The 12,706-nt window shown below is 53.0% G+C and carries 11 protein-coding genes and 1 other annotated feature; of the genes, 10 read left to right on the top strand and 1 reads right to left on the bottom strand.

The genetic code is table 11. From position 1 onward, the window contains the following. Window positions 1-137: 137 nt before the first annotated feature. Window positions 138-419: a binding site (T-box leader), on the top strand. A 417-nt stretch (window positions 420-836) separates the two neighbouring features. The 6 genes from IEY53_RS26790 (at window position 837) to IEY53_RS26765 (ending at window position 8,292) form a co-directional block, all read left to right on the top strand. Next, the gene (locus tag IEY53_RS26790; RefSeq protein WP_229696380.1) at window positions 837-3,473 is read left to right on the top strand and encodes a valine--tRNA ligase; all 2,637 of its coding nucleotides are present in this window, start codon (window positions 837-839) and stop codon (window positions 3,471-3,473) included. A 5-nt stretch (window positions 3,474-3,478) separates the two neighbouring features. Continuing rightward, on the top strand, window positions 3,479-4,855 hold the full coding sequence (locus IEY53_RS26785; protein ID WP_189030458.1) for a bifunctional folylpolyglutamate synthase/dihydrofolate synthase: 1,377 nt from the start codon (window positions 3,479-3,481) through the stop codon (window positions 4,853-4,855). Window positions 4,856-4,862: 7 nt separating this feature from the next. Beyond that, window positions 4,863-6,239, top strand: coding sequence for a UDP-N-acetylmuramate--L-alanine ligase (gene murC, locus IEY53_RS26780; RefSeq protein WP_189030456.1), 1,377 nt, complete (start codon window positions 4,863-4,865; stop codon window positions 6,237-6,239). A 373-nt stretch (window positions 6,240-6,612) separates the two neighbouring features. Continuing rightward, a complete protein-coding gene (locus IEY53_RS26775; protein WP_189030454.1) occupies window positions 6,613-6,750 on the top strand; it encodes a hypothetical protein in 138 nt (45 codons plus the stop codon). Next, complete coding sequence (locus IEY53_RS26770) at window positions 6,713-6,928, top strand: GGDEF domain-containing protein (protein ID WP_189030452.1); 216 nt, start codon at window positions 6,713-6,715, stop codon at window positions 6,926-6,928. Before IEY53_RS26775 ends, IEY53_RS26770 begins: the two co-directional genes overlap by 38 nt. Before the next feature lie 164 nt (window positions 6,929-7,092). Next, on the top strand, window positions 7,093-8,292 hold the full coding sequence (locus IEY53_RS26765) for a glycosyltransferase (protein ID WP_189030450.1): 1,200 nt from the start codon (window positions 7,093-7,095) through the stop codon (window positions 8,290-8,292). A gap of 93 nt (window positions 8,293-8,385) precedes the next feature. On the opposite strand, the gene IEY53_RS26760 is transcribed toward IEY53_RS26765, so the two are convergent. Next, window positions 8,386-9,363 (bottom strand): diaminopimelate dehydrogenase, encoded by a 978-nt coding sequence (locus IEY53_RS26760; protein ID WP_373293942.1) that lies wholly within the window; start codon window positions 9,361-9,363, stop codon window positions 8,386-8,388. 203 nt (window positions 9,364-9,566) lie between these two features. Between IEY53_RS26760 and IEY53_RS26755 the strand changes: the two genes are divergently transcribed. From IEY53_RS26755 to radC, 4 genes are all read left to right on the top strand, one after another. Next, the gene (locus tag IEY53_RS26755; protein WP_189030449.1) at window positions 9,567-10,904 is read left to right on the top strand and encodes an SPOR domain-containing protein; all 1,338 of its coding nucleotides are present in this window, start codon (window positions 9,567-9,569) and stop codon (window positions 10,902-10,904) included. 173 nt (window positions 10,905-11,077) lie between these two features. Further along, window positions 11,078-11,323 carry a DUF4321 domain-containing protein gene (locus tag IEY53_RS26750; protein WP_189030448.1) on the top strand — a complete coding sequence of 82 codons (246 nt, stop codon included), beginning with the start codon at window positions 11,078-11,080 and terminating at the stop codon, window positions 11,321-11,323. 34 nt (window positions 11,324-11,357) lie between these two features. Further along, window positions 11,358-11,969: a Maf family protein gene (locus IEY53_RS26745; protein WP_189030447.1), complete on the top strand. Its 612-nt coding sequence runs from the start codon at window positions 11,358-11,360 to the stop codon at window positions 11,967-11,969. A 15-nt stretch (window positions 11,970-11,984) separates the two neighbouring features. Then, on the top strand, window positions 11,985-12,674 hold the full coding sequence (gene radC, locus IEY53_RS26740) for a RadC family protein (protein ID WP_189030446.1): 690 nt from the start codon (window positions 11,985-11,987) through the stop codon (window positions 12,672-12,674). Window positions 12,675-12,706: the final 32 nt, after the last annotated feature.

The following is a 12,706-nucleotide window of genomic DNA, read 5'->3' as shown; positions in this document are numbered from 1 at the left end:
TAATTATGAACAAAGGCTAACGTCAATCCCTTAATTCCCTTGCCTGGACATCCTTTGGATGATTTATCGGGTAAGCTGCGGCGTATCCGGTTGACTCCGTTTGACACTGAATGTATTATGGAGTAAGCATTATCTAATGAAAGACTGGGAACGGGAAGAGTAGGCGGTCAGCCCTTCAGAGAGCGGAATTGCAAGTGCTGTGAAATTCCGCAGGATACAGCCACCGAAGTCGCCCCGGAGTCGCCCCTCTGAGCTTGTCTTCATCATGGATGAACAAGGTAGGATGTGGCCGGACGCAGCCGTTATCTGCATGAGTGTCGCGCTAAGTTTCTGGAGCCGTGAGGTTACAGAGACAGGGGTTATTTTTATTGGCGCGAAACAAAGGTGGTACCGCGAAAGAATGACCTTTCGTCCTTTGAGGGCGAGGGGTCTTTTTGTTTTTTTTATTCCTATATATCTTGAACTGTAGACTCTCCAAAAAAGCAGGAGGAACGTAGGGGAAGTTTGGAACTGTAGGAGCGGTAGCGTCCGCCCGAAAGCTTTCCGGAGGAAAGCTCGCATCGTAAGCATATGTTGTCTGCGGATTTCAACTGCTATAAGCAGTTAATCAAAGAAATCTGTAGACGGGCAGCGGCCGGAAGTCCAAACATTCACCGTAGTTACGCTTGTGCTGATTGTGTGATTCTTTTGTTCAACTTATATAGAACGAAGCAGAACATCTAACCCACTGGAGGTATCAGACAATGGATGATCAAGAGAAGCTAACGGCGGCAGAACTGCCGAATCTGCAAGATACGGCGGGAGACCCTTCCGCTGTGAACAAGGCAAACCCTGATATGCCGACTACATATGATCCAAAAGCGGCGGAACAGAAATGGTATGACTACTGGACAGCGGGCGGATATTTCCGCGCCGGGCAACGCCCGGACGCGAAGCCGTACAGCATTGTCATTCCTCCTCCGAACGTTACGGGCATGCTGCATATCGGCCATGCACTCGATTTCACGCTGCAGGATATTCTGATCCGCACCAAGCGGATGCAGGGTTTTGATACCTTGTGGCTGCCGGGGACGGATCATGCAGGGATCGCCACCCAGACCAAGGTGGAGCAGAAGCTGCGCCAGCAGGGGATTTCCCGCCATGACCTGGGCCGCGAGAAATTTCTCGAGCAGGTGTGGGACTGGAAAGAGCAATATGCGGAAACGATCCATGAGCAGTGGGCCAAAATGGGGCTCTCCCTGGATTATTCCCGCGAGCGTTTCACGCTGGATGAGGGCATGTCGAAGGCTGTCCGTCAGGTGTTTGTGAAGCTCTACAAGAAAGGCCTGATCTATCGCGGCAAGCGTATTATCAACTGGGACCCTGCGGCCCGTACGGCGCTTTCCGATATTGAGGTTGAATATAAAGAAGTAAACGGGCATCTGTACCATCTGCGTTATCCGCTCAAGGATGGCAGCGGCTATATCACTGTTGCCACGACACGTCCTGAGACGATGCTGGGCGACACGGCGGTGGCGGTACATCCCGAGGATGAACGGTATCAGGCACTGATTGGCAAAACTCTGATTCTGCCGATTATCGGCCGCGAGATTCCGATTATTGCCGATGAGTATGTAGATAAGGAGTTCGGCAGCGGGGCGGTTAAGATTACTCCTGCGCATGACCCGAATGATTTCGAGGTAGGCCAGCGGCATAATCTGCCGCAGATTAATGTCATGGACGAGAGCGGCACTATGAACGAAGAAGCCGGGCCATACCAAGGCCAGGACCGCAGCGAATGCCGCAAGGCAATTACAGCTGACCTGAAAGAGCAGGGAGTCCTGATCTCGATTGAAGATCATGTACATCAGGTGGGGCACAGCGAGCGCTCGGGAGCGGTGGTTGAGCCGTATCTGTCCACGCAATGGTTTGTCAAAATGCAGCCGCTCGCCGAAGAAGCCATTCGGGCCCAGAAAGATGGAGATGGCGTCAACTTTGTGCCGGAACGCTTTGAGCGAACCTATCTGAACTGGATCGAAAATGTGCGCGACTGGTGTATTTCCCGCCAGCTCTGGTGGGGTCACCGGATTCCTGCCTGGTATTCCGAATCTACAGGTGAGCTGGTAGTGGCGGACAATGAGGAAGAAGCACGTGCCATCAGCGGGCTTACCGACCTGAAGCAGGATGAGGATGTACTCGATACCTGGTTCAGCTCGAATCTGTGGCCATTCGCTACGCTGGGGTGGCCGGATGAGAGCAAAGCAGATTATGAGCGTTATTATCCCAATAATGTGCTTGTAACGGGCTATGATATTATTTATTTCTGGGTGGCGCGGATGATCTTCTCCGCCCTGGAGTTCACCGGGAAGAAGCCGTTCTCCGATGTGCTGATGCACGGTCTGGTTCGTGACTCGGAAGGGCAAAAAATGTCGAAATCCCTCGGCAACGGCGTGGACCCGCTGGAGGTTATTGAGAAATACGGCGCGGATGCGATGCGCTATATGATTTCAACCAGCAGCACTGCTGGCCAGGATTTGCGTTTCCGCTGGGAGAAGGTAGAGCAGGCGCGCAATTTTGCCAACAAGATCTGGAACGCATCACGGTTTGCCCTCATGAATCTGGAGGGGGTAAATTTTGCAGATATTGACATCACAGGTGAGCTTAGCACGGCGGACCGCTGGATTTTGCATCGTCTGAACGAAACTTCTCGTGATATTACGCGTCTAATTGACGCGTACGAGTTCGGTGAGACAGGCCGTCTCCTGTACAACTTCATCTGGGATGATCTGTGCGACTGGTACATTGAATTTGCCAAGCTGTCTCTTTATGGTTCGGATACTGCAGCCAAAGCCAAGACCCAATCGGTGCTTGCCTATGTGCTGGACAGAACACTACGCCTGATTCACCCGTTCATGCCTTTTATTTCCGAGGAAATCTGGCAGCATCTGCCGCATGAGGGAGATACGATTACACTGGCGGCATGGCCTGAATACGACGAGACGCTGGCCAATCCTGAAGCAGTGGCAGAAATGAACCTGCTTATGGATATTATCCGTGCGGTGCGCAACATCCGTGCGGAAGTGAATGTGCCGATGAGCAAAAAGGTTGAGCTGCTGGTGAAGGCAGGCAATGAAGACGTGCTGCGCATCGTGAACCGCAACGACAATTACATCGGACGTTTCTGCAACACCTCTTCCTTTGAAGCGGGGATGAATCCGCAGACGCCGGACAAGGTCATGTCCGCTGTGATAACTGGCGCGGAGCTGCTGCTGCCGCTGTCGGGGCTCATTGATATTGATCAGGAGATCGCCCGTCTGGAAAAAGAAGTGTTGTCTCTGAACAGTGAAGTCGAGCGTGTGGAGAAAAAACTGGGCAACCAGGGTTTTGTGGCCAAAGCTCCGGCTAAAGTCATCGAAGAGGAACGGGCCAAGCAGGCGGACTACACTGCCAAACGGGAGAAAGTACTGGCCCGCATCGCAGAGCTGAGAGGATAAGGGATATGGAAGAACAATTCGGGGGCGGCACTGCCGCCCCGCTATCGACATATACAGAAGCCGTCGACTGGATTAACAGTCTCATTCCTTTCGGCATCCGTCCGGGACTGGAACGGATTGCTCTGCTGCTTGAACGTCTCGGAGAGCCGCAGCGCCGCCTGAAATTTATTCATGTGGCGGGAACGAACGGGAAAGGTTCGACCTGTGCTTTTCTGACAAGTGTATTGCTTCAAAGCGGGTATTCGGTAGGCACCTTCACTTCTCCGTACATCACCAAATTCACGAACCGGTTTCAATACAACGGTACGGATATCCCTGAAGAGACGCTTACCGTGATTGCCAACCGGCTGCGTCCGCTGGTGGAGGAAATTGCCGAAAGTGAGCTGGGTTCACCCACGATGTTCGAGGTAGCAACTGCGCTGGCCATTCTTTATTATGCGGAATTCTCCTATCCCGATGTAGTCGTATGGGAGACGGGGCTTGGGGGAAGGCTGGATGTAACGAACATTGTAACCCCGATAGTGTCCATTATTACGAATGTCGGCTATGATCATACCGATGTTCTGGGAGATACGCTGACGAAGATTGCCGCAGAGAAGGCCGGAATCATCAAGCCTGGCGTACCTGCGGTAAGCTGCGTGTCCCAGCCGGAGGCGGTCGCAGTATTGAAGGCCAAAGCGGCGGAATGCAACTCTACCCTCTACCTGGCCGGTGAAGGATTCAGCTATGAATCTACCGGAAGCCGAGGCGGTGTGCAGACCTTTACCTTTAAAGGCCCTTTCCGCAATGTTCCCCTCGAAATCGCTATGAAAGGCGAGCATCAGATCAGCAACGCAGCGGGAGCCATGATGGCGCTGGAGGTGCTGCGGCAGTATATGGCTTTTATGCTGGAGGATGAGGATGTTCTGGAAGGTTTCCGCCATACCTTTTGGGCAGGGAGACTGGAAGAAGTGGTAACTTCCCCGCGTATAGTACTGGATGGGGCCCATAATCCCGAAGGTGCCGAAAGCTTGGCCCGAAGCCTGCCGCAGATCTATAAATACAACCAATTAAATTTACTGATGGGTATGCTGGCAAATAAGCATCATGAATCGTATTTCAAGCATATACTGCCTATAGTGGATACGCTCATTCTGACCGAACCGGACTTTCGGAAGAAAATGGACGCGGAAGAACTGCAGGCGATCGCAGAAAGCTTGCGGGAGAAATATGCCAAAGAGCATTTGGCAATTATAGTAGAACGTGATTGGGGCAAAGCGCTGCAGCTGCTGAAGTCGATGACGACAGACAACGACCTTGCGGTGGTGTCGGGTACGCTGTATTTAATATCTGACGTACGCGGTACACTTTTGCAGCAACCCGATTCTGAAAAAGGCTGGTGACGAACTGTTGGATACTACTGAACGTGTGCATTTTATAGGGATCGGCGGCTACGGAATGAGCGCGATTGCCCGGGTAATGCTGGAGATGGGATTTACGGTTACGGGCTCCGATGTGGCAGCTCAGGAATTGACCGAGAAATTGATTGCCAAAGGTGCCAAGGTCTATATCGGGCATACGGCGGAACAAGTGAAAGGCGCGGACCTGGTCGTGTACTCTACGGCTCTGGCTGCTGACAATGTGGAGTGGGTGGAAGCAGAGCGGCTCAAAATTCCGATTCTGCACCGCTCGCAGATGCTGGCCCGGCTGCTCAATGAACGCAAAGGGGTGGCCATCGCCGGGGCGCATGGCAAAACAACCACATCGTCGATGATCGCTCTGGTGATGGAAGATTGCGGTGTGGACCCTACTTATATCATTGGCGGAGAGATTATGAATGTCGGCACCAATGCCAAGGCGGGACAAGGCGAGTTTGTGGTGGCGGAAGCCGACGAGAGCGACGGCTCTTTTCTGCAATATCACCCGTGGCTGGGCATTGTGACGAATATTGAAGCGGATCATCTGGAGAATTATGGCGGCGATTTTAACCGTCTGAAGGCGGCTTATGTGCAGTTCATGAATCAGCTGCGTGAAGATGGTACGAATATAGTATGCTGCGACGACGAGAACGTTATTTCTCTGCTGCCTGAGGTGACCGGAAAGGTCACCACCTACGGCATCAAGTCTCCGAACGCAGACTACACGGCCACTGATATTGTGCTCGGTGACCGCCAGGTTTCGTATACCATGAACGGATACGGCGAAGTGCTGGGCCGCATCGAATTGTCGGTTCCCGGACAATACAATCTTTACAATTCGATGGCTGCCGTTATTGCCTGTCTGAAAGCCGGGATCCCGTTTGAGGAGATCTCTGCCTCCATCGTGAAGTTTCACGGGGCCAAACGCCGGTTCCAGGTGCTGGGTGAGGTCAACGATATTCTCGTCATTGACGATTATGCACATCACCCTACCGAAATTCGGGCTACCATAAGCGCAGCCAAGGCAACCGGCAAACGGATTATTGCCGTGTTCCAGCCCCAGCGTTACACGCGCACTTTCTTCTTGCTGGACGCATTCAGCCGTGCATTTAGCGAAGCCGACGAGGTCATTATTACCGATATCTACTCCCCGGCCGGGGAGAAACAGATAGAAGGCGTCACTTCCGCAAAGCTGGTGGAGCTGATTGTACAGAACAGCAACGCAGGTGCAAGACATTTGCCTGCGAAGGAAGATGTACTCGCCGACCTGCAGAACCGGATTGCGCCCGGTGATCTGGTCATTACAATGGGCGCAGGCGACATCTGGAAGGTTGGTTATGCGCTGGCAGACATTTTGAAGCAGCGGTAATTCAACCTTTTTGGCAGCCCCCTCTGATTTCAGCCGTGCCCCCTAGCGGGTCCGGCGGCTGGAATGTCGGAGGGGGTTTTTTGATGTTTTCGGGTCTTTTTATTCGATACAAAGCTGAAATGAACTCCGGGTTTTGCCGATAAAGGCATAAGGTCCTGATCTGCCTGAAAGATAAATCTAATTCCTAATGATATATATGGTGGTGCATGTATGGATTTTCAGCTTGATATCAAAACACTGCTCTTGATGTTTGTCTTAGGAAATCTGTTCACCGTATGTTTGATTTCAGCTTATCGTACATCGGGAAGCCAAGACACGGGCCTCTGCGTTATTTATCCTCTCGAAGTGGCTGCAGCTTCTGTTTTGGACGCTGATGTTGCTATGGGACTATATTCCCCATATTCTGATTGTTCCGCTGTGCAACGCCCTGTTACTGGCCGGCGGCTGTCTGGAGATTGTGGCGCTGCGGCGAGGTGGCGGAACGGCTGCGTACCGCCACTTTAGGGGCTGAAATTTACGGTGCACCGCTGCATTATACCGTCAGTATCGGAATCATTATGGTTGATCCCGGAGACGGAACTCCCCTGAATACCCTCTACAAATTAAGCGATGACGCACTTTATCAGGCCAAACGGCAAGGCAGGAATTGTGTTGTAAGAAGCAAGAGGGAACGGGATGGGCGGCGGTGAAATTATGAATATTGTTGGGACAAGTGAGAATATAACATTTTTTACCCCATAAATCGACAACGCTTTTGCGAAAAACAGGCTACTATTGTTCTGAGACTAAAGTCTTGTTAATTCGTATTTATTGTGGATTTGCATGATTATTTAAAAGTCAAGGAGCTAAAGTAATGCTGAAAAAAATACTATTCCTGACAGCCGGAAAGGATCCGGCAGAAGGATCTGAAGGCCGAAGCAGAAGCGCAAAGATGCTGGGGATTCTATTGCAGAAATATGAAGTGGATCTGATCTTTTATGGAGAGCTTGGGGCCCAGTGCGGATGGTCTGAAAATAGTGCGCTTACTGTGCACAGCGTGAAACGAAAGGGCGCTCCGGGGCGGACGATGCTGCGATCCCTCTACAAGCTGCCTAATGATTCCTATGTGGGCAAGGCAGATAAAGAGCTGAGTGATCTGCTTAAGAAGCTTTGCGCAAATATCTCGTATAGTCATGTATTCATTGCCCGTAGTTTGGCAGAGAGCTGTATGAATGTGGTCCGGCAATGCCTGCCGGAAGCAGTTCTGATTATGGACGGATACCGGGCACAGGGCGTCCCGGTTTCAATGAAGGTATCGAGGAAGCGAGGGCTTGGCAGGCCGTATCACCGGCTGAGTGAGGCGATGGTGCGTGGGGAGGAACGGAGATTATTGCGCAAGACGGGACTGCTTCTGGCCCATTCGGAGTGGGCTGCGCTTGGCTACAAAGCCATGTCCTTTGCAGATGCCGGCAAGGTACATGTGGTCCCTGATTTCCTTGACCTCAGCCAGTACCCCCGGCAAAGTTGTGTACAAAAGGAGAATCAAATAGTGCTTTACTTGGATTTGGCAACGGTCCAGGGGAAAAATGCAGCGGTTGTATTTTTCCACAAGAGTTATCCGCTGATCAAGGCCCGGGTCCCGGATGTCAAGTGCTGGCTGCTGAGCGCTGCAGTCCATCCGGAGCTTGAACGGCTGGTTAAGGAGGAGGACTCCGTAACCATAGTTTGGGATATGGAGCAGGCTGCCTCTATTATCGGCCGGGCCAAGGCGGTAATTGCCCCCTTGCTTGAGGGCTGCGGAGCACCGGTAAGAATCCTGGAAGCCTGGGGACTAAGGACACCGGTCATAACCAGCTTCAAAGGCTCCGAAGGGCTGGTCTGCGAGCATAACCGCAATATCCTGCTGGCCCGTACTGCAACCGATATCGCTGATTATTCGCTGGCGCTGCTGCAAGAACCCGAGCTGGGCTCCATCCTCTCGCAGCGGGCCTATGACACTCTGCTGAAGTATTATGAGTCGGGCAGCGTCAGGGACAAAGTGTTCCGTTTGCTTGAAGAAGCGGTAACCTTCTGACATGTGACAGGTGTCTCTCCTACCCAAACAACCCGCAGAGGATTTCCGTAGAGATCCTCATGCGGGTTATATCAGGTTCAAGGGTAAACGGAATTACAGCAGGTTGCGGCGCAGTTCTTCCGGCGAATGCGGGGACAACAGTCCCAGCGGGATGTCGAACACGGTTCTTGCACCGCTTTGTCCCTGGCTGCCCAACCGATAAGCTGCTCTGGCGTAAGCGACCAGGACGCTGGCAGTAAATTCCGGGTTGCTCTCCAGCTTCAGACCGAATTCGATCAGCTGTTTGGTGCCTTCCCCGGTGATTCCGCTGCGGATGACAAAGCCCCCATGCGGAATGCCGCTATGTTGTGCAGACAGTTCTTCTTCGGTGATAAAAGTAACGGTGGTATCATAGTCCGCAAAATAGTTGGGCATATTCACGATTTCTTCGCGGATGCGGTCCTGATCCGCGCCTTCTTCGGCGACAACATAACATTCCCGGAGATGTTTCTCCCGGGTAGACAGCTCCGGCGTTTCACCGGCGCGGATGGCATCAATTACATCCTGCACGGGAACGGTGTATTGAACACCGGCTTTTACTCCATCCACACGGCGGATGGCATCGGAATGGCCTTGGCTGACGCCCTTTCCCCAGAATGTATATTCTTTGCCCTCTGGCAGAATGGATTCAGCCAGCAGACGGTTCATCGAGAACAAGCCAGGGTCCCAGCCCGTTGAGATGACGCTAAGTGTTCCGCCCTGCTTGGCTGCGGCATCAACCGTATCGAAGAATTCGGGGATCTTGGCATGGGTATCAAAGCTGTCCACGGTGTGGAAAAGCTTGGCGATGGCCGGCGTTTGCTCCGGAAGATCCGTAGCCGAACCTCCGCAGAGAATCATGACATCCACCTTGCCTTTATATTGCTCAATGGCAGAAATATGCTCGAATTTGACACCGGTATCCCCGGCCTCCACCTGATCAGGCTCTCTGCGGGTAAATATCGCAACCAGTTCAATATCCGCGTTTTGGGCGATTGCTTTGCGTACACCTTTTCCTAAGTTTCCATAGCCTACAATGGCTGCTTGAATAATCTGTGGCAGAAGAAGCCCTCCTCTATCGTAAAAGTGAACCGCGATTCTCTCAGTTCTTGTTCTATAGTATATAAAAGTCACACGATATGTAAACTAATTCGGGAAGATTTGCCCGGAAATAATCAGTAATTCTTAAAAATAGCATAGCTCTCTCTTGTCTATCATATATTGGCTTATAGATTAGACAAGGTGAGGTGTGCGAATTGAATAACGGGAGAATGACATTCCGCTTTGACGTGGACAAGGATAAATCGCCGTCAGAAATGGAGAAACGCCGGGCAGACCATGGAGCGGCTGCGGCGCAGGACTATGAAGCCGCCGATCTGTGGCCGCAATCCGGGGCACTGGAGCATAAGGGGAATGATGGAGCGGGACTGCAGCCTGTCTATAGAGAACCGCTGGAGGCCGAGTTCTACGGCTATGACGAGGAGCGGGAAGACCCGGGAGGCCGGGGGTGGGACCAGCCGGACAGGGAAGCGGCCTCTCCCGGTATATCGTTCTTCAGGTCCGAGGTTACGCCTGATCTGTGGAGGGACTCCGGCCGCCCCCGGCGGCCGGCAGGAAATGATGAGGAAGAAGGGGATAACCGGCTGCTGCCTCAAGAGGAGCCGTATCTGATACAGGAATCATACGGGTCTGGACTCCGCTCCGAAGAGGAGTACGGCGGCTCCTATCATTCCCGCCGTCCTTCCTACTGGTGGAAATTTGCACTTTCTGTAGCCGGTGCTTTGGGCACGGGAATATTGCTTGGCTACGCGGCGTTGTCTTTTTTTGAAGGAGGAGGGGCGGGGAGCCCTGCGGGGACAGGCGTGACGGACACAGCCGCGGTTCAGAACCTGAATAGCGGCAATGCCGAAGGCCAGGCCGGAACAGGGACATCCGGCCTGCCGATCACCGGTACGGAACCGGCGGGAGTGAAGCCGATCCCGGTTCAGGTGGCTTCCCAAAGCTACTATCTGCTGCAGTACGGCGTGTTCAGCGCACCCGCAGGGGCAGAGCAGGCCCGGCAGGAGCTGCTGGCAGAGGGGCTGGCCGCCGGACTGGACCCTGCAGACGGCAATCGGGTATATGCCGGTATTTCACCGGATCGTGAGGCGGCCAAGCTGTTAAGCAACAACCTGAAGAGCCAGGGTATTGAACTGTATGTGAGGGAGGTGGCGCTGCCCTCTGTGGAACAGCTTGCGTACAATGGGCAAGGGGAAGCGGTGAACCATTATTTCGCGGTCAGCGGTCAATTGCTCGGCAAGCTGAGCGGCCTTTCAGCCTCCTGGCTGAGCATGGGGGGGCCGGGCACCGCTCTGGATCGTTCGGCTGTAAGCGATCTCCATATGCAGTGGAAGGAAGCGGCCAAAACCCTGGAGCAGGGGGTAACGCCGGAGGCCAAAGAGATCTGCGCGCAGCTGGAGAAATCCATGAGCCAGGGCATCTCGGCTATGGAGGAATACAGCAAGAATAAAGTGGACGCATTGCTGTGGGAAGTGCAGTCGTCGATGATGAGCTTCCTGACCGGCCAGAAACAGCTGCTCTCTGTTCTGAATTGACCGAAAGCGGGGGCATCATCCAGGTAGAAGGCGGCAAGCTTCCGTTACGGAGAGCTTGCCGCTTTTACTGTTTACGGCTGGTAATCATTTCCGAAGCAGATTTTGCGTTTGTATTGCACCCCGTTTCCCCGTATAATAATTAGGGTGTCAAAAAATGGCGAGGGAAGACGGACATGAAGAAGAAAAATGTAGGTACATTGCTGTTATTTCTAATTCTGGGTTGGCTGGCGGGAGCGTGGATTGCCAAGCTGCTGGAGCCTGTAAAAGGACTGTCTTTTCTTACGAAATCGACCATGCTTAAATGGTCGCCGCAAGCCGATTTGGACATCATTACTTACGACATCACTATTGAACTGAAACTGTGTATGCTTAGTCTTGCCGGTATTATTACAGCTGTATGGCTGTACCGCAGACTGTAACTTTCGTTACTGTTAGGGAAGGGACGTTTGTAACGTGGACGATTACAATTCGCGCCTCATTATCCTCGCCTCGGGTTCGCCGCGCCGCCGGGAGCTGTTATCACTCCTCGGCTTGCCGTTTGAGGTTATCGCCAGCGATGCCGACGAGAGTACTCCGCCGGAGTGGACTCCGGCAGAGATTGTACGCAACCTGGCTTTACGCAAGGCAGAGGCTGTCAGAGCCGCTGCCGGTGAACGGGATGCGGTTATCGTTGGCAGCGACACGATTGTCGTACTGGACGATAAGGTGCTCGGCAAGCCGGTGGACGAGCTGGACAGCAAGACCATGCTCGCCGCTCTGCAAGGCCGTACCCACAAGGTATACACCGGAGTGGCATGTATCGGGCTGCAGGATGGCAGAACGTCAGTGGATCACCGGGTGACCTCCGTAACCATGCGAGCGATGAACGATGTCGAAATCGCGGCTTACATAGCTACCGGGGAGCCTGCTGACAAGGCCGGCTCCTATGCGATACAAGGGCTTGGCGCTACACTCGTGGACCATATCGAGGGCTGTTATTTTAACGTAGTTGGCCTGCCGTTGTCACTGCTTGGCGGCATGTTGTCCGGTTACGGAATTTCCGTATTGAACTTGCAGGCAGAGTAGGAAAGAGGGATAGGGATGGAGTCGCAAACGTTTATGCTGCGGGACCTCCCCCATGAAGAACGACCACGAGAGCGCATGATGCATTATGGGGCGGAATCATTAAGTCAAGCGGAGCTGCTGGCTATATTACTGCGTACGGGAACACGCCGTGAATCGGCTATTCATATTGCACAACGGATGCTGAAGCAGATAGGCAGCCTCCGCGGGCTGGCGGACCTTAGCATCGAAGAATTGACAGGAATCAAAGGCATCGGCCCTGCCAAGGCGGTGCAACTGAAAGCAGGCATAGAGCTGGGGAGACGGATGGCGAATTCCAGGCTAAACGAGCCGGTGACCATCCGCAGTCCACAGGACGCGGCGGAGATTCTGACCGAGCAGCTGCGGTATTTGCAGAAGGAGCATTTTGTGTGTTTGTTCCTGAATACGAAGAATCATGTGCTGGCACAGGAGACGTTGTCCATGGGCAGTCTTAACGCTTCGATCGTGCATCCGCGTGAGGTATTCCGGGCAGCCATCAAATGCAGCAGTGCATCCATTATATGCGCACACAATCATCCGAGCGGTGATCCTACACCAAGTCCGGAAGATATCGCACTGACGAAACGGCTGCAGCAGGCAGGCGAAATCGTCGGCATTGATGTTCTGGATCATCTCATTATCGGTGATAGCAGTTTTGTAAGTTTGAAAGAAAAGGGATACATGTAATATAATCGTACAGATTCACTAGGAAAAGGAGA

The sequence above is a fragment of the Paenibacillus albidus genome, from assembly GCF_014644435.1.
In the GTDB taxonomy this organism is placed as follows: Bacteria; Bacillota; Bacilli; order Paenibacillales; family Paenibacillaceae; genus Paenibacillus_AQ; species Paenibacillus_AQ albidus.
This window is presented reverse-complemented; position numbering and strand designations above follow the sequence as displayed.

Bases quoted from the DNA above. Each gene is read 5' to 3' on its own strand.
- IEY53_RS26790 (WP_229696380.1), top strand. From the start codon at position 837: ATGCCGACTACATATGATCCAAAAGCGGCGGAACAGAAATGGTATGAC.
- radC (WP_189030446.1), top strand. From the start codon at position 11,985: ATGGAGTCGCAAACGTTTATGCTGCGGGACCTCCCCCATGAAGAACGA.
- IEY53_RS26765 (WP_189030450.1), top strand. From the start codon at position 7,093: ATGCTGAAAAAAATACTATTCCTGACAGCCGGAAAGGATCCGGCAGAA.
- IEY53_RS26775 (WP_189030454.1), top strand. From the start codon at position 6,613: ATGTTGCTATGGGACTATATTCCCCATATTCTGATTGTTCCGCTGTGC.
- IEY53_RS26785 (WP_189030458.1), top strand. From the start codon at position 3,479: ATGGAAGAACAATTCGGGGGCGGCACTGCCGCCCCGCTATCGACATAT.
- IEY53_RS26750 (WP_189030448.1), top strand. From the start codon at position 11,078: ATGAAGAAGAAAAATGTAGGTACATTGCTGTTATTTCTAATTCTGGGT.